Genomic DNA, 17,060 nt, shown 5'->3' with positions numbered 1-17,060 from the left:
ACTTTATAGGCAGTGCTGTAATTTACAACTGAAAAAGTTTCTTTTACCTAAGAACTTATTACCTTTGCATCTTATTAAATGTTAAGAATTCATGTATAGAAGTCATACTTGTGGCGAGTTACGCAAAGAGCACATCAATAAAGAAGTAACCCTCTCTGGATGGGTACAAAAAGTAAGAGATAAAGGTTTTATGGTTTGGGTAGATGTAAGAGACCGCTATGGAATCACTCAGCTAATTTTTGATGAGGAACGTACCCCTAATGGAGTATTGGAAACAGCACAGCGTTTAGGAAGAGAATTTGTAATTCAAGTTGACGGAACTGTTATTGAAAGAGAATCTAAAAATGCTAATATTCCTACAGGAGCTATTGAGGTTTTAGTAAAAAACATCACTGTTTTAAACGAATCCAAAACACCTCCATTTACTATTGAAAATGAAACGGATGGTGGAGACGACCTTCGTATGAAATATCGTTACTTAGATATTCGTCGTAATCCAGTTAAAAACAGTCTTATTTTTAGACATAAAGTAGGGATTGAAGTAAGAAATTACCTTTCTAATGAAGGGTTTATAGAAGTAGAAACTCCTTACTTAATTAAATCTACTCCAGAAGGAGCACGAGATTTTGTGGTCCCTTCTAGAATGAATGAAGGTCAGTTTTACGCACTTCCACAATCTCCACAAACCTTTAAGCAACTGCTTATGGTTGGGGGAATGGATAAATATTTCCAAATTGTAAAATGTTTTAGAGACGAAGATCTTCGTGCAGACAGACAGCCAGAGTTTACACAAATAGACTGCGAAATGGCTTTTGTAGAACAAGAAGACATTTTAAATGTATTTGAAGGACTAACACGTCATCTCTTAAAAGAAATAAAAGGAATAGATATTACCAATTTCCCTCGTATAACTTATGATGAAGCCATGCGAAAATATGGTAATGACAAACCAGACATTCGCTTCGGAATGGAGTTTGGAGAACTTAACGAAGTAGCGCAACATAAAGATTTTAAAGTTTTTAATGATGCTGAATTAGTTGTTGGTATTGCCGTTCCAGGAGCTGCTTCCTATACTAGAAAAGAAATTGATAAACTTATTGATTGGGTAAAACGTCCACAAGTTGGCGCTTTAGGAATGGTATATGTAAAATGTAATGAAGATGGAAGCTTTAAATCTTCCGTAGATAAATTTTACAACGAAGACGACCTTAAAAAATGGGCAGAAGCCACAAACGCTAAAGCAGGCGATTTAATTTGCGTACTCTCTGGCGTTGCTAATAAAACTAGAGCACAACTAAGTGCTTTACGTATGGAAATGGCAGAACGTTTAGGATTACGAAAAGCAGACGAATTTGCTCCACTTTGGGTGTTAGATTTCCCGCTATTAGAATGGGATGAAGAAACAGCGCGCTACCACGCTATGCATCACCCATTTACATCGCCTAAACCAGAAGATATTAAATTGCTAGATACCGAGCCAGGAAATGTAAGAGCCAATGCCTACGATCTAGTACTTAACGGAAATGAAATTGGAGGGGGCTCTATTAGAATTCACGATAAAGACTTACAAGCATTAATGTTTAAACATTTAGGATTTACCGAAGAAGAAGCAAAAGCTCAATTTGGTTTCTTAATGGACGCTTTCCAATATGGGGCGCCACCACACGGAGGACTCGCTTTTGGATTTGACAGATTGGTGGCTATTCTTGGAGGTCAAGAAACCATTCGAGACTTTATTGCATTTCCAAAAAACAATTCTGGTCGAGATGTTATGATTGATGCTCCTGCCAAAATTGACGAAGAGCAATTAAAAGAACTTCATATAAAGTTAAATCTTTAAAAAACAGACGCTTGTAAGTATTATATTTACAAGCGTTTTTTAAACTATATAAAAATATGGGCGATGCCACAGTCTAAAAAGAACTTATTTACCCGCATATTAATTTGGCGAGCTAAACATATTTCTCAACAACAATTTATCTACATTCTAAGTATCCTAGTTGGATTTACTTCGGGAGTAGGTGCTGTTGTACTTAAAAACCTAACCCATTTTATTCAGTTATTACTAGAAGGTAAACTTATTCAAGAATACCATCATGCATTTTACTTTGTATACCCCTTAATTGGTCTAACTCTTACCTTTCTTATTATGAAATATATAATAAGAAACCGTGTGAGTCATGGTATCCCCTCTACTCTTTTTGCTATTTCAAAACGGAAGGGAATTATGAGGCAATTTCAAATGGTAGGGAGTATTCTTACCGCTCCTTTTACAGTAGGTTTTGGAGGTTCTGTAGGACTGGAAGGGCCAACAGTTGCAACAGGTGCTGCAATTAGCTCCAATATTGCAAGGCTTTTTCATATGAATCAAGCAAGCAGAACTTTACTTATAGGAGCAGCCGCAGCTGGTGCCATGGCTTCTATTTTTAAAGCGCCAATTGCTGCTATAATTTTTGCTGTTGAAGTATTTAGTCTCGACTTAACTTTAGCATCCTTACTTCCACTTTTATTAGCTTCACTGTCTGGAGTTATTACCTCTTATTTTTTCTTCGGAAGTGATATTTTATTACCTTTTAAATTGGAAGACGGATTTGTACTTAACGACGTTCCTTTCTTTATTTTATTAGGTGTTGTTGCAGGATTTACTTCTATATATTTTACAAGAGTATACGCCTGGATTCATGATTTTTTCGAAAAAATGAATTCTCCTATTAAAAGATTAATCATTGGAGGTATTGCCATAGGGATTTTAGTTTTCTTCATCCCGCCTCTTTATGGAGAGGGTTATGAAGTAATAAACCATTTAGTACAAGGCAATCCAAAAGCGGCATTAGAAAACAATTTCTTTAATATTGATTTAGACAATGTATGGGTTGTAGTAGCGCTATTAATAGGTTTAATCCTTTTTAAAATAATTGCTAGTGCCATTACTTTTGGCGCTGGTGGTGTAGGTGGAATTTTTGCACCAACACTTTTTATGGGAAGCATCATGGGAAATTGTTTAGCTAAAGTGCTAAATAATATAGGGATTTTAAATTCCCCAGTTTCTGAAAGCAATTTTACATTAGTAGGAATGACAGGACTTATGGCAGGAGTGTTACACGCTCCACTAACCGCCATCTTTTTAATTGCAGAACTAACTGGAGGATATGAATTGTTTATTCCTTTAATGATTACAGCAACCATTTCATTTGCTATTACTAAATATTTTGTCTCGCATTCTGTGTATACCATGGAATTGGCCAGAAAAGGAGAACTTATAACTCACGACAAAGATCAAGCGGTTCTTACATTAATGGATATTAGCACTGTAATAGAAACTAACTTTGTACCTCTTTATCCAGATATGACATTAGGTGAAATTGTCCACAGTGCTGTTGTAAAATCTAATAGAAATATTTTCCCTGTTCTGAATAAAAAAACAAATTATTTAGAAGGTATTATTTTATTAGACGATATCCGATCTATTATGTTTGATCAAAGTTTATATGAAGAAATAAAGGCTAGCGATGTGATGCAAAATCCACCCGAAGTAATTAAAATGCAAACCGATAACATGACCAAGGTTATGCAAAAATTTCAAGATAGTGGCGCTTGGAACCTTCCTGTTATTAAAGATGGAAAATATTATGGCTTTGTTTCTAAATCTAAATTATTAACAGCCTACAGAAGGAAATTAATATCTTTTACAAAATAGAAAAATGAAAAGAGTTGTTCAAATAGTGTTTTTTGCAATTTTAATAGCTATAGCTGTAGGCTATTATTATAAATGGGAAGATAATGACCTTTTAGGAGATAGAATTATCGGGATTGCTGTTATCTCTTTCGCTTTCATATTAATACCTCTCTTTTTATACTCTCGCTCCAAAGGCAAAAAAATAACAGATTATATGTTAACCAAGGATAATGTTGATAAAATGAACGGCAAAAAGGGGGAAAACACTGAAAATCAATAATTTTTACAAGAAATTCTTATAATTTTATTTGTCCTTTCAATTTAATTGGTACATTTGAACTTTAATTTTTATTACAATTTATAATGACTGGTACAGTAAAATTTTTCAATGAATCAAAAGGTTATGGATTCATTACCAACGACGAAACAGGTAAAGACATTTTTGTTCACGTAACTGAACTTAAAGGTGTTGAGCTTAACGAAGGTGACAAAGTAGAATACGAAGAAGAAGAAGGAAGAAAAGGTATGGTTGCTGCACACGTGCAAGTAATCGGCTAAAGATATTTTATTTTTGTAGAATTAAAGTCGTCCAAACGGACGACTTTTTTTGTTTTAATGTTTTCTTATTCATACATTCATAAAAAACTGAATAATGAAATCTACACTTTTTATAATCGGACTTCTTTGTACACTAGCAGGTTTAATAGCACTTTTTGTGTTTGCTCTAAAAATAATAGCTTATATTTTACTTGCCATCGGTTTTGTAATCGGACTTATCTATTTAGTGTATAAAAACAAAACCAACGATTAGCTTTAAAAGAGGGTATCAATTTTTTAAAAGCCATTACTCAAAATGAAACAAGTAACCCCCCTCGGAACAAACTCACGAGGCATTAGAAGGAAAAACTAAAAAAACATTTCGAGGCAAGCTTCGGAGTATTGAAATCTCGATTATCGAGTAAAATATGTAATGTTTACACTCACAATAATATTTATAGTATTAGGAGTGCTTAGTTTTTTATACTGAAAAATAGAATTATTGGAGTCTCTTTCTTGGTAACCGCTTTTAGTATTAGCATTTTTAATCTTATTCTTTTGAAGAAAAAGAAGTCTTCCTAGTAATATTCAACTAAAAATTCCTCGATACAATAGACTAACAGATAAACCAATAGTTAAATGCTATCTATTAATAGTTTAAGATTAGATTAGTTCAAATTACGTTTTTCAATAAAAAAACGTTTCATCAAGCTTGACGCTTCTTGCTCCATTACACCAGAAACAACTTCAGTTTTGGGATGTAATTTTGTTCCCATAGTTTTAAACCCACGGTTTTCGTCGGTTGCTCCATAAACAATTTTACTAATCTGACTCCAATACAAAGCTCCGGCACACATTTGGCAAGGTTCCAAAGTAACATAAAGCGTACAACCCGTTAAGTATTTCCCGCCTAAAAAATTGGCAGCAGCAGTAATTGCCTGCATCTCGGCATGGGCTGTAACATCGTTTAAGGTTTCCGTAAGATTATGTGCACGAGCAATAATCCTATTATCTACCACTACCACAGCCCCAACAGGAATTTCACCACTATCAAAAGCAGCTTCCGCTTCCTGCATGGCTTTTTTCATAAAATAGGAATCGTCAAAAGGTTCTATCATAAAAACAAAGATACAATTTGAAATAAAAATATTTTTCAGCAAGAACAAGTATTTATTTCAATATTTCATATAAATATACAGTACAATCTAGACAAAGAAATAAGACCGCTTCGCTGTAAGAAAAAGAGAAAAGACTAAACTGAAATTACTATAAAACCTTTGCTTTATTCATTTCCTTTTTGGTGATGACTCCTTTTTAAAATAAATCCTTCAATAGAGCTTCAAATAAAAAAATCAAATTCAACTTCAGCTAATAAAAGCTTATAACTAAGGCATTGAACTTAGAGACAAATTATGCAAAATAATAATGCTTTGTTTGTATTTTTGTAAGATGAAGCAAACGCTGTTAGACAACATTACCCTCCCTGAAGATCTTCGAGAATTAAACAAAGAAGAACTTCCCCTTTTAGCAAAAGAATTGCGAGATTTTATTATTGATATTGTTGCAACAAAAGAAGGGCACTTAGGAGCGAGTTTAGGCGTGGTAGAACTTACCATTGCACTACATTATGTTTTTAACACTCCCGCAGATCAATTAATTTGGGATGTTGGTCACCAAGCCTATGGTCATAAAATTTTAACTGGTAGAAAATCAATCTTCCACACTAATAGACAATTAAATGGCATCAGCGGGTTTCCAAAGCGAGAGGAAAGCAAATACGATGCTTTTGGGGTTGGACACAGCTCCACTTCCATTTCAGCAGCGCTTGGAATGGCAATGGCATCAAACCTAAAAGGCGAAACCGAAAAACAACATATTGCAGTTATTGGAGATGCTTCTATTGCTAGCGGAATGGCTTTTGAGGCACTAAATCATGCAGGCGTCAGCAATGCCAATTTGCTCATTATTTTAAATGATAATGCTATAGGAATTGACCCAAGTGTTGGTGCTCTTAAAGAATATCTTACCAATGTAAAAAAAGACCGACAGCTTGCTAAAAATAATATCATCAAAGCATTAAACTTTGATTACAGAGGTCCAATAGATGGCCATAATTTACCACGCCTTTTAAAAGAATTAGAACGTTTAAAAAAAATAAAAGGGCCAAAGTTTTTACATGTTATCACCACTAAAGGAAAAGGCTTAAAAAAAGCAGAAGAAGACCAAGTAAAATACCATGCACCAGGAAAATTTGACAAACTAACTGGCGAACTCATAATAAAACCCAACGTTAAACAGCCTCCAAAATATCAAGACGTATTTGGAAGCACCATTATAGAGCTTGCAAAAGAGAATGAGAAAATTGTTGGAATTACTCCTGCTATGCCTACTGGGAGCTCTTTAAAATACATGATGGAACAATTTCCAGAAAGAGCCTTTGATGTTGGAATTGCAGAACAACACGCAGTTACCCTAGCTGCTGGAATGGCAACCCAAGGTTTAATTCCTTTTTGCAATATTTACTCAACCTTTCTACAACGCGCATATGACCAAGTTGTACATGATGTAGCTCTGCAAAAACTCCCTGTAATTTTTTGTTTGGACAGAGCTGGACTGGTGGGAGAAGACGGAGCAACACACCATGGTGTTTTTGATATTGCATATTTAAGATGCATTCCAAATCTCATCATCTTCGCACCCCGAAATGAGGTTGAACTTCGCAACATAATGTATACCGCTCAATTGGGATTGGACTTTCCAATAGCCATAAGGTATCCACGTGGTAGGGGTGTTACCTTAGATTGGAAACAACCATTTACAAAAATTGAGATTGGAAAAGGTGTTTTACTAAAAGAAGGAAGTGAAATTGCCGTTATTAGCATAGGTAATATGGCTAAAAATGTAACAAAAGCGATTGAAAGCACAGAAACCGATAAAATTGCTCATTACGATTTAAGGTTTATTGCACCCTTAGATAAAGAAATGCTGCATCAAATTTTCACCAAATATAAAACCATCATTACCGTTGAAGATGGGGTTTTAAAAGGTGGGATGGGAAGCGCCATAGCCGAATTTGCTGTTATTAATAATTACACAAAAAAGATTAAATTCTTAGGAGTTCCCGAACAATTTATTGAGCAAGGAACCGTTGAAGAACTACAGCAAATTGCAGGTATAGATCCTGAGAGTATTGCATATCAAATTAATAAATTTTTATAAGATAGCTTTTTTTACCATTTTTGTACAACCTAACTAATATTCAAGTTTTAAAATGAGAATTTCTTTCATTCTCTTCTTTTTCATGTTCTTAACGTTGGCTCAAGCACAAGATGACGACCAACATGTTTATACCAATTCAAGAACTAAAGAAGTTTTTATTATTTCTGGAAAGGACACCGTTAATTTATCCAAAATTATAAAAGAATATAAGCCGCTACCTCCAAGATGGAAGCGCATTAATAAAATAGGTGTTAATATTAGCGAAATTGCTTTTGTAAACTGGAGTGCCGGGGGAAACAATTCTATTAGCGGTTTGGGAAATGCACAATTCGAAAGAAATTATAAGCATGAAAAAGTACAGTGGAATAACGAAATGATTATGCGTTATGGTTTGAATGTACAAGAAGGTCAAAAAATACGTAAAACAGAAGATGCTTTTGCAGTAAATTCCACCTTAGGCTTTAGAATGGAAGATTTATCAAGCTGGTATTTCTCTGCCAAAGCAAACTTTAACACTCAATTTTCCAACGGTTATAAATATCCAAATACCGATGACCCAATTTCAGGATTTATGGCACCGGGGTATTTCCTCTTCGGTTTTGGTAGTGAATTTTCTCCTGAAAATAAAGATTTTAAATTATACATCTCTCCAATAACTCAAAAATCAACTATTGTATTGGATCAAGATTTAGCCGACCAAGGAGCATTTGGTGTTGACAAAGCAATTTACGACGCTAATGGAGTAAAAATAAAAGATGGTAAAAATATAGTTACAGAATTAGGTTTTTTAATAACCAACTCCTATCAAACTAAAATTTACGAAGACATGTTTCTCTCTAATAGATTAACATTATATAGCGATTATTTGAACAGCTTCGGAAATATAGATATTAACTGGTTAATAGACGTAGAATTTAAAGTAAACGACTATGTGGTGGCAAATATAGGCACCCAACTTATTTACGATAACGATATTAAGTTTGAAGAAATTGAAAATCCAAATACAAGTGAAAAAATTACTTATGGCCCCCGAATTCAATTTAAACAATCGTTGGGCGTAGGAGTTATTTATAATTTTTAATCCCTCATAGATAGAGGGTTTTAATTTCTCAAAGCACGCGCTCTGATTATGCATGTAGATAAGTTCTACATTAAGGTAAATGAGCTACAACTAAACCAAGTTTCCATTTATTTTATTAAAAATCAAAAGTGCATTTCCATCTGTTAAGCCAGCAACAAATTGCGTAACAGAAAGTAAAGACTCATAGCCTCCCGTAGTTATTTTATACTTTTCAGGAAGTAAATTCAATATAAGTTTATCATAATTGGTAGCACAATCCTCACTTTTTCTCATGACAGCCCCGCAAAAAACATCTAAAAGCTGATTTATAATTTTATATCCTACTATTTCTTTCTGAAGCACTTCATTACTTCGATATATATTTTCCACACTTAAACTAATTATATCTTCTATTTGCGCTTTATATTTAGATTTTTCTAGTAGTGAAACATGAAAATCTCCTTTTAAAATAGCGTCTTCATTTTCAATAAAGACCCTAGTTGCATCGGCAATTAATGTGTTAATAGAAAGTGCTCTTAAATAACCAAGTCTATCTTCTTTTGTAGTAAGAGAATGGTATTTATCGGTATTAATAGAATCTTTAACAAGTTTTATAAGATATTCCAACGCATATTCTTCTTGGATTAACCCTAGATTTATTCCGTCTTCAAAATCTATAATAGTATAACAAATATCGTCTGCAGCTTCTACTAAAAATGTTAATGGATGCCGAGCATAGGATAACTCTTCTCCAGTTCTAGTTTGTAAAAGTCCTAATTCATTTGCTACATCTTCAAAAACAGGCCTCTCAGATTGAAAAAATCCAAACTTTTTATCCGCTATTTTACCAGTTGGTTTCTTTGGAAGGGATTGTTTAGGGTATTTCATGAAAGCTCCGAGAGTAGCATAGCTTAATCGTAAACCACCGATAATTCCTTTACGAGTTTCAGTTAAAATTTTAAATCCATTAGCATTACCTTCAAAATCTATCAAGTCCTGATACTCTTTATCGGTTAATTGCGATTTGTATTTTTCTCCTTTTCCATTCTTAAAATACTCCCCAATAGCTTTTTCTCCACTATGTCCAAAAGGAGGATTCCCAATATCATGAGAAAGCGCGGCAGCGGCAACAATTGCCCCAAAATCGTTAAACTTGTACCCATGCACCTCTGCCAAATAAGGATGTTTTTCTAAAATTGCCTTCCCTACTGCTCTTCCTAAACTTCTCCCTACCACAGATACTTCCAAACTATGGGTAAGTCTAGTATGCACAAAGTCTGTTTTAGAAAGCGGAATTACCTGCGTTTTATCTTGTAAACTTCTAAAAGCAGAAGAAAATATAATTCTGTCATAATCAACTTCAAACCCCAAACGGGTTTCATCTTGTTCTTTTCGAAGTCTTTTATGCGTGTCGTTAAACCTTTTAAGCGAGAGTAATTGTTCCCAATTCATACTACAAATTTAGACTTGCAAGATACTGTAGAGAATGGTTAAAAAAAGAAACTTTTTAAAAATAATAACTCTAATATTAGCTAAAATTAATACTAACTTAATTATTTATTTACATTGTATTCAACCTAAAAATTGATTTTTGCCGTATTGTTTAAACATATAGATATTTCATTAGCTTTTAGTTTTTGTCGACTTAGTTACCGAAATATGCGAGGCTGTCTGAAAAGGCAGCCTCTTTTTTTGTATATTATTCTTAATTATATAATATTCAGGAAACAATTTCTTAACATTACAATCTGTTCTTTGCAGCGACAAAAACTAAGAAGGAAATGAAATATTTATTAACAGCGTTATTGCTGTTTGGTTTCTCATGCAGTCTATTGAATGCACAAGAAATCAAAGCACCACGCTTTGGTAAAGGAATTTTAAATATCGTTGGAAAAGACAGCACATGGAGTATGAAATTCGCTACTAGAATGCAGTTGCTAGGCACCGCTACATGGAACGAAGCGAATGGTGAGATAAACAATTCTGAAACCAATTTTTTAATTCGTAGAGCCCGTTTAAAATTTGACGGCTTCATTCTCAGTAAAAAACTTACGTACAAAATTGAAATCGGTTTATCCAACAGGGATATTTCTGGCGGTTCTATTTACACTAATAACACGCCTAGATACATATACGATGCCTTAATTAAATGGAATTTTTATAAAAACTTTAGCCTTTGGGCTGGACAAACAAAGCTTCCTGGAAACGTAGAGCGTGTAATCTCTTCTGGGAATCTTCAATTTGTAGATCGTTCTCTTCTAAATGCACAGTTCAATATTGACAGAGACATTGGAGCACAACTAAGACACTTTTGGTACGCTACTCCTAATTTTTTAATAAGAGAGAGCTTTGCATTTTCTCAAGGAGAAGGAAGAAATGTAACCGTAGGAAATAAAGGAGGCTATCAATACACTAGTCGACTTGAATTACTTCCTTTTGGAGCCTTTAAAGGTAATAACGAATACCAAGGCTCAGCCTTAAAAAGAGAAGAAAAACCGAAACTTATGGTTGCCGCCACCTACGATTTTAATGATGATGCTATAAAAACACGTAGTAATATGGGGACTTTTATGCAAAATGATGTTGGAGAATATCAAACAGATATTTCTACACTATTTGTAGATGTTGTTTTTAAATATAATGGTTTTTCTTTTATGGGAGAATATGCCGATAGAAATGCCGATGACCCTATTGCAAAAAATTCTGACGGAAGTTTAACAGGAGACATTGTAGCTGTAGGAAATGGCTTAAATTTACAAACTGGATATTTATTTAAAAATAACTGGGAAGTAAGTACCCGTTATACTAATATAGATCTAGACAGATCGTTAACTTTAAAAAGCACAGAAAACCAATATACATTAGGAATTTCAAAATACATTGTTGGTCATAAACTAAAAGTTCAAACAGATTTTAGCTATTTATCAATAGTTGAAGATAGCAATCAGCTTCTAGCTAGACTACAAATTGAGGTTCATTTTTAAAATAGTAAACTGCCTTGGGGCATTTAAATCTCGATTATCGAGTAAAAATATTTGATACTTAGTATCAAGACAATAGACTACTTGCTTGTAAAAAACTGAATGGTAAGTAGTTATATAAATAAGAATAATTATATTTGATGTTATGGAGAATATCTACTTATTAATGATTGTAGCTTTGGCAATTCTTGCTATAGCCGACCTTGTTGTAGGAGTTAGCAACGATGCCGTTAACTTCTTAAATTCTGCAATAGGTTCTAAAGCAATTTCGTTTAAATCTATAATGATAATTGCCAGTTTAGGAATTTTTATCGGAGCTGTTTTTTCTAGCGGAATGATGGAAGTTGCCCGTAAAGGGATCTTTATTCCTAAAGAATTTATGTTTAATGAGATCATGATTATTTTCATGGCTGTAATGATTACAGATATTCTATTACTCGACTTTTTCAATACTTTAGGAATGCCAACTTCTACAACAGTTTCTATTGTTTTTGAATTATTAGGAGCCGCAGTAGCAGTAGCATTAATAAAAATTGGCGCATCAGACACCGAAACACTAGCCGATTTATCAAAATACATAAACTCAGATCAAGCTCTTGTAATTATCTCTGGGATTTTACTCTCCGTAGTTATTGCTTTTACAGTTGGTGCAATTGTTCAGTTTATATCCAGACTTATATTTTCTTTTCATTATGAAAAAAAGATGAAGCATTTTGGAGCTCTTTTCGGTGGATTCGCTTTAACAGGAATTACCTATTTCATTTTTATGAAAGGACTAAAAGGAACTCCTTATTACAGTAACATTAAAGAAATTACAGAAGGAAATGAGATTTTTGTTCTAATAGGAAGTTTTATCTTCTGGACATTATTCTCACAGTTATACATGAAAATCTTCAAAAGAAACATCCTCATTATAGTAATAGCAATGGGGACTTTTGGACTTGCATTGGCTTTTTCTGGTAACGATTTGGTAAACTTTATTGGGGTTCCAATGGCAGCTTATCACTCTTATGAAGCTTGGTCGGTTTCTGGCGTTGCACCAGATCAATTTGCCATGGGTTCTCTTGCAGAAAAAGTACCAACAGAACCACTATTACTTTTTATTGCAGGAGGAATAATGGTGTTAACACTATGGTTTTCTAAAAAAGCTAGATCTGTTGCTGAAACAGAAATTAGACTTTCTAGACAGAACGAAGGAAAAGAGAAATTTCAGCCTAATTTATTATCTAGATGGGTTGTTAGAGCTTCTACAAAAACTAGTCAAGGCATCAACTTATTACTTCCTAAAGAAACGCAACGCAAACTAAATGCCCAATTTGAAAAACCTGCAGTAGAAACTGGTAAAGATAAAAACCACGAAGCTCCTGCCTTCGATTTAATTAGAGCTTCGGTAAACTTAATGATTGCTGGTATTTTAATTTCTATTGCCACTTCAATGAAATTACCTTTGTCTACAACTTATGTAACTTTTATGGTTGCAATGGGGTCTTCTTTGGCAGATAGAGCTTGGGGGCGTGAAAGTGCAGTTTACCGTGTAGCTGGAGTTTTTAATGTTATTGGTGGATGGTTTTTCACAGCCTTTTCTGCATTTATTGCAGCGGCTACTATGGCATACTTAATATACATTGGTGGGCCAGCAGCAATTGCTATTTTATTATTCTTCGCAATTGTTCTTTTAGTAAGAAATTATATTAACTACAAAAAGAAATCTAGCGGAATAAAAGAAGAAGACAGCCTAAATAGAGCAGAAAGCAGCTCTATCCAAGGGGTTATTGAGGAAAGTGCAGACAACATTGGAGCGGTAGCTAATAGATCTTATAAAATTTATACAGATGCTATTACTGGTCTCTCAAAAGAAGATTTAAAACAGCTCAAAAAATCTAAGAAAGGAAATGATAAACTAACTTCTGAGATTGATGAATTGCAAGAAAGTGTATTCTATTTTATTAAAAATTTAGATGAATCTAGCGTTGGTGCTAGTCATTTTTACATTAATGTTTTAGGCTATCTTCAAGACATGGCTCAATCTTTAGAGTACATAGGAAAATCGTCTTACAAACACGTAAATAACAATCATAAAAAGCTAAAGTTTAATCAAACTCGAGAATTATTAGACCTTCAGAATGATATTCAGTCTTTATTTAAAAACATCAAAAAGACCTTTGATGCACGTACTTTTGACGATATTAGCTCTATTCTTAAAGAAAAAGAAGGTTTATTAAAAAGTGTGAGTAAGAAAATTGAAAAACAAATTTCTAGAACTCGTACGGAAGAATCGAGTCCAAAAAACACTTCGCTTTATTTCAGTTTATTAACAGAGACTAAAGACCTTGTAGTAGCTACTATGAATCTTTTAGAGCTTTATAATGATCAATATGATAGCTCGGTTCCTAAAGCTGAAATTATTACCGAAGAAGAGAAATAACATTTCTAAAACATACTATTTTAAAAATTGGGTAGCTTTGCTATCCAATTTTTTTTGCCTAGAATTAATATAAACATTCTACTTATGAAGCTGATTTATAAAATGACTAGGATTTTCTTGAGTTACTTTCTTAAAAATTCTGTTGAAGTAAGACAAACTTTCAAAACCACTTTCAAAACAAGCTTCCGAAACATTCTTACCACTCATCATAATCGTTTTTGCCTTACTAATACGGTATTGATTTAAAAAAGTGATGAAAGAATTTCCTGTAACCTTTTTAAAATACCTACAAAAAGCTTCATTACTCAAATTGCATAAGTTGGCCACTGTGTTAATTGTTATTTTGCTATGGTAATGTTGTTCTGTATATTGATAGATAAGTTGCAATCTTTTTTGTTCCTTTAAACTAAACTGATTCATAAAAGGTTTTTCATGAAGCAGTTTAAAATCAGAATTAGCAATTATTTCAAATATTTTTAATACTTCCAGATACCTATCAAAAGCATTAAGATTCCCTAATTTTTTAATTTTTTTTCCTACCAGAACCTTGATAGGTTCAGGAAAAGAAAGCCCATGCTGTCCCTTCTGGAACATCTTTAAAATAAGAAAAAGCTCTGGAGTTTTCTCTAATACATTGACTACAAAATCTGGATGAATATGCAATACAATATTGTTGTAGGGTGTTTTTACTCCATAATCAAAATTAAGATGTGGAATAGTACTCCCAATAAAAACCAAATCACTTTCCTTGTATTTTGAAATATGATTTCCTACATGTCTTGTTCCAGAAGCATTATCAATATAAACCAATTCATATTCTGGATGAAAATGCCATAAAAAAGTATCACTTAAATAATCATTCCTTAGTAAATTAAAGGAACTATTAAAATTAGGCTGAATACTTTCAAGCTGAGTTTTCATTTATTTGGTTTTATATGAATGTAGACATGATATAGCAATTCTTCAAATATGTACTCAATTGTTCTAAATTGATTAAAATGATAGTTTATTCATTAAAATTATCAAAATACTTCAAATATATGCTAAAATTGATAAATTAATAAAAACACATCTATTTTAATTTTGTTTCAAGTAAAAAGCTTAAAAAATAAATATTAAATAATTAAAATAGCATAAAAATGAGAAAAATTAAAAATGACCATCAAGATATTCCTGGAAACCCTTCGATGTCCAAAAGTAGCGTACATCAGTTAAGAGAGAATGCATCAGAAAACACATTGCGAGTACTTACCATGGAACAATGGGAATTTTGGAAACACAACGGCTATGTGGTAATTAAAAATGCAGTATCAAAAAAACAAGCAACTGAAACTGCTGATTTTTTATGGGAATTTGAAAGTAAAAACCCTAATAATAGTAAAACTTGGTATGCACAAGCGTATACCGAAATGAAGATGAAAGAACTTACGGGTACTGGAATGATAGAAGTATATAACAACCAGCATTTATGGAATAATAGACAAACTCAAAAAGTATATGATGCTTTTGTAGATGTATGGGGAATAGAAAAACTATGGGTAACTATTGACAGAGCAAATTTAAATTTTCCGTTAAAACCAGGGTTTGAATATAAAGGGTTTATACATTGGGATTATGATCCAGAAACAAAGCCCCAAAACGTACAAGGTGTTTTAGCTTTAGCAGATCAAACAGACCCAAACATGGGCGGTTTTCAATGCATTCCGTGGTTGTATAAAAATTACGACACCTGGAAACTTACACAGCCAGAAGATAGAGATCATTTTAAACCAGATGTGAGTAATCTACAGGATAAAATTGTTAAAGTACCAATGGAAGCTGGAGATTTACTTATTTTTAATAGTAGTGAACCTCATGGAATACGCCCAAACAACTCAGACAAAGTAAGAATAGCTCAGTATATTTCTATGATGCCTGCGGAAGAAAACAATAGCGAATTAAAAGAATGGCGTATTAATTCTTGGAGAAATAAAACAGCTCCCGAGGGATATGCCTTTCCTGGAGATCCACATAAACGGGAACAGAATTATCCTACGGCTGAACTTACCGAATTAGGTGAAAAACTTTTAGGATTAAAAAAATGGGAGCGTAAATAGCAAAACACTAACGCCAATTTATAAACGTAAAATTTTACTTCTATAAAAAAAGTAGCTATCTAAAAAGTAATTTGAACTTGTCAAACTGAGCTTGGATACTTTTTAGATAGCTACTTTTTTTTTGTAATTCACTATTCAAAACAATAATAGAGCTAACTCTCTAAAATCTTAAAATTTATCTATTGCTTCTGCAATTAAAGTATCCCCTTCAATAATTTCAAACACTGCATTGTTTGCTGCATTATCGTGTAACACCCGTACTAATGTTTGAGCCACATCTGCTCTACTTATTTCGCCTCTTTTATTAAGATTCCTTTTTAATGCTATACTGCCAATTCCTGCATCATTTTTTAAAGTTCCAGGTCTAACAATTGTATAATTTAGGCCGCTTTCTTTTAAATGACTATCGGCTTTTTGCTTTGCTACTAAGTAATCTTTTAACTGAGCAATTGATTCTGGATTATCCACTCCCATAGAACTTAACATCACAAACTTTTTAACTGCTGCTACTTTAGATACATCAATTAATCTCTTTGCACCTTCTTGATCTACTTCTACAACCTTTTTTCCACCCGATCCTGCAGCAAAAATAACTTTATCTACATCTTTTACTGCATGCGCTAGATCCTCTTCCAAATCGCCTAAAATGGTTTTTACACCTTTCTCTTGAAATTGTTTTAGCTGTTCTTCTTTCCGAACCATCGCAATTGGCGAGAAATATTGAGATTCATTTAAAAGTTCTACTACTATTTTTCCTGTGGTACCATTGGCACCCGCTACTAATACATTTTCCATTTCATTAAGATAAGATATCTAAAAAATTCGTCCAAAATATTAATATTGATTAACGTAAGTTTTAGAGTATTTTAATAGTCAGAAAGCAATTCCGTTCTAAATAAGTTTTCTGTTCATTTTTTGGCTCACTGTTATTGTTTTAATTTTTGTTTTCGTGAATCTCCTTTGTCGATTTTCATTGATAAAAATCGAACTAAAAAAATTTCGTCGTAAGCATTGAAGCACTTAAACCTCAATTATCGAGGAAAATTATCTGTATAAAAATCAAAAA

14 protein-coding genes are annotated in these 17,060 nt (G+C 33.1%); 10 read left to right on the top strand and 4 right to left on the bottom strand.

Translation table 11 applies throughout. The annotated features are described in order from the left end of the window. The first annotated feature begins 91 nt into the window (after positions 1 to 91). The 5 genes from aspS (at position 92) to AC13CQ_RS16450 (ending at position 4,487) form a co-directional block, all read left to right on the top strand. Positions 92 to 1,840, top strand: a complete 1,749-nt coding sequence (gene aspS, locus AC13CQ_RS16470; RefSeq protein WP_474507050.1) for an aspartate--tRNA ligase — start codon at positions 92 to 94, stop codon at positions 1,838 to 1,840. Between the two features lie 63 nt (positions 1,841 to 1,903). Continuing rightward, positions 1,904 to 3,697 (top strand): chloride channel protein, encoded by a 1,794-nt coding sequence (locus AC13CQ_RS16465; protein ID WP_008611728.1) that lies wholly within the window; start codon positions 1,904 to 1,906, stop codon positions 3,695 to 3,697. Between the two features lie 4 nt (positions 3,698 to 3,701). Further along, entirely contained in the window at positions 3,702 to 3,956 is a 255-nt protein-coding gene (locus tag AC13CQ_RS16460) for a cytochrome b family protein (protein WP_008611727.1), read from the top strand. Positions 3,957 to 4,039: 83 nt separating this feature from the next. Next, on the top strand, positions 4,040 to 4,234 hold the full coding sequence (locus AC13CQ_RS16455; protein ID WP_008611726.1) for a cold-shock protein: 195 nt from the start codon (positions 4,040 to 4,042) through the stop codon (positions 4,232 to 4,234). Positions 4,235 to 4,328: 94 nt separating this feature from the next. Then, the gene (locus AC13CQ_RS16450; protein ID WP_008611724.1) at positions 4,329 to 4,487 is read left to right on the top strand and encodes a hypothetical protein; all 159 of its coding nucleotides are present in this window, start codon (positions 4,329 to 4,331) and stop codon (positions 4,485 to 4,487) included. Positions 4,488 to 4,881: 394 nt separating this feature from the next. Here the strand turns inward: AC13CQ_RS16450 and AC13CQ_RS16445 are convergent, their stop codons facing one another. Next, positions 4,882 to 5,331, bottom strand: a complete 450-nt coding sequence (locus AC13CQ_RS16445; protein WP_335588845.1) for a nucleoside deaminase — start codon at positions 5,329 to 5,331, stop codon at positions 4,882 to 4,884. Between the two features lie 331 nt (positions 5,332 to 5,662). On the opposite strand from AC13CQ_RS16445, the gene dxs reads away from it, so the two are divergent. Next, on the top strand, positions 5,663 to 7,432 hold the full coding sequence (dxs, locus tag AC13CQ_RS16440; RefSeq protein WP_474507051.1) for a 1-deoxy-D-xylulose-5-phosphate synthase: 1,770 nt from the start codon (positions 5,663 to 5,665) through the stop codon (positions 7,430 to 7,432). A 52-nt stretch (positions 7,433 to 7,484) separates the two neighbouring features. Next, positions 7,485 to 8,513, top strand: coding sequence for a DUF3078 domain-containing protein (locus AC13CQ_RS16435; RefSeq protein WP_335587082.1), 1,029 nt, complete (start codon positions 7,485 to 7,487; stop codon positions 8,511 to 8,513). A 90-nt stretch (positions 8,514 to 8,603) separates the two neighbouring features. Here the strand turns inward: AC13CQ_RS16435 and AC13CQ_RS16430 are convergent, their stop codons facing one another. Next, positions 8,604 to 9,944 carry a deoxyguanosinetriphosphate triphosphohydrolase gene (locus AC13CQ_RS16430; protein ID WP_456868155.1) on the bottom strand — a complete coding sequence of 447 codons (1,341 nt, stop codon included), beginning with the start codon at positions 9,942 to 9,944 and terminating at the stop codon, positions 8,604 to 8,606. A 329-nt stretch (positions 9,945 to 10,273) separates the two neighbouring features. Here AC13CQ_RS16430 and AC13CQ_RS16425 point away from each other — a divergent pair, with 329 nt between their 5' ends. Both AC13CQ_RS16425 and AC13CQ_RS16420 read left to right on the top strand, forming a co-directional pair. Beyond that, positions 10,274 to 11,476: a porin gene (locus AC13CQ_RS16425; RefSeq protein ID WP_474507052.1), complete on the top strand. Its 1,203-nt coding sequence runs from the start codon at positions 10,274 to 10,276 to the stop codon at positions 11,474 to 11,476. Between the two features lie 142 nt (positions 11,477 to 11,618). Continuing rightward, on the top strand, positions 11,619 to 13,898 hold the full coding sequence (locus AC13CQ_RS16420; RefSeq protein WP_008611710.1) for an inorganic phosphate transporter: 2,280 nt from the start codon (positions 11,619 to 11,621) through the stop codon (positions 13,896 to 13,898). Between the two features lie 78 nt (positions 13,899 to 13,976). On the opposite strand, the gene AC13CQ_RS16415 is transcribed toward AC13CQ_RS16420, so the two are convergent. Next, on the bottom strand, positions 13,977 to 14,819 hold the full coding sequence (locus AC13CQ_RS16415) for an AraC family transcriptional regulator (protein ID WP_474507632.1): 843 nt from the start codon (positions 14,817 to 14,819) through the stop codon (positions 13,977 to 13,979). A gap of 218 nt (positions 14,820 to 15,037) precedes the next feature. On the opposite strand from AC13CQ_RS16415, the gene AC13CQ_RS16410 reads away from it, so the two are divergent. Then, positions 15,038 to 15,994, top strand: a complete 957-nt coding sequence (locus AC13CQ_RS16410) for a phytanoyl-CoA dioxygenase family protein (RefSeq protein ID WP_335587078.1) — start codon at positions 15,038 to 15,040, stop codon at positions 15,992 to 15,994. A gap of 168 nt (positions 15,995 to 16,162) precedes the next feature. Here the strand turns inward: AC13CQ_RS16410 and AC13CQ_RS16405 are convergent, their stop codons facing one another. Then, positions 16,163 to 16,789, bottom strand: a complete 627-nt coding sequence (locus tag AC13CQ_RS16405; protein WP_008611705.1) for an SDR family oxidoreductase — start codon at positions 16,787 to 16,789, stop codon at positions 16,163 to 16,165. Positions 16,790 to 17,060 lie beyond the last annotated feature (271 nt).

It is taken from the genome of Galbibacter sp. L-19 (assembly GCF_056857615.1).
The sequence above is the reverse complement of the archived record's forward strand: the minus strand, read 5'-3'. Positions and strand labels throughout refer to the sequence as shown.

Coding starts and splice junctions, on each gene's coding strand:
- aspS (WP_474507050.1), top strand. CDS start 92: ATGTATAGAAGTCATACTTGTGGCGAGTTACGCAAAGAGCACATCAAT.
- AC13CQ_RS16465 (WP_008611728.1), top strand. CDS start 1,904: ATGCCACAGTCTAAAAAGAACTTATTTACCCGCATATTAATTTGGCGA.
- AC13CQ_RS16460 (WP_008611727.1), top strand. CDS start 3,702: ATGAAAAGAGTTGTTCAAATAGTGTTTTTTGCAATTTTAATAGCTATA.
- AC13CQ_RS16455 (WP_008611726.1), top strand. CDS start 4,040: ATGACTGGTACAGTAAAATTTTTCAATGAATCAAAAGGTTATGGATTC.
- AC13CQ_RS16450 (WP_008611724.1), top strand. CDS start 4,329: ATGAAATCTACACTTTTTATAATCGGACTTCTTTGTACACTAGCAGGT.
- AC13CQ_RS16445 (WP_335588845.1), bottom strand. CDS start 5,331: ATGATAGAACCTTTTGACGATTCCTATTTTATGAAAAAAGCCATGCAG.
- dxs (WP_474507051.1), top strand. CDS start 5,663: ATGAAGCAAACGCTGTTAGACAACATTACCCTCCCTGAAGATCTTCGA.
- AC13CQ_RS16435 (WP_335587082.1), top strand. CDS start 7,485: ATGAGAATTTCTTTCATTCTCTTCTTTTTCATGTTCTTAACGTTGGCT.
- AC13CQ_RS16430 (WP_456868155.1), bottom strand. CDS start 9,944: ATGAATTGGGAACAATTACTCTCGCTTAAAAGGTTTAACGACACGCAT.
- AC13CQ_RS16425 (WP_474507052.1), top strand. CDS start 10,274: ATGAAATATTTATTAACAGCGTTATTGCTGTTTGGTTTCTCATGCAGT.
- AC13CQ_RS16420 (WP_008611710.1), top strand. CDS start 11,619: ATGGAGAATATCTACTTATTAATGATTGTAGCTTTGGCAATTCTTGCT.
- AC13CQ_RS16415 (WP_474507632.1), bottom strand. CDS start 14,819: ATGAAAACTCAGCTTGAAAGTATTCAGCCTAATTTTAATAGTTCCTTT.
- AC13CQ_RS16410 (WP_335587078.1), top strand. CDS start 15,038: ATGAGAAAAATTAAAAATGACCATCAAGATATTCCTGGAAACCCTTCG.
- AC13CQ_RS16405 (WP_008611705.1), bottom strand. CDS start 16,789: ATGGAAAATGTATTAGTAGCGGGTGCCAATGGTACCACAGGAAAAATA.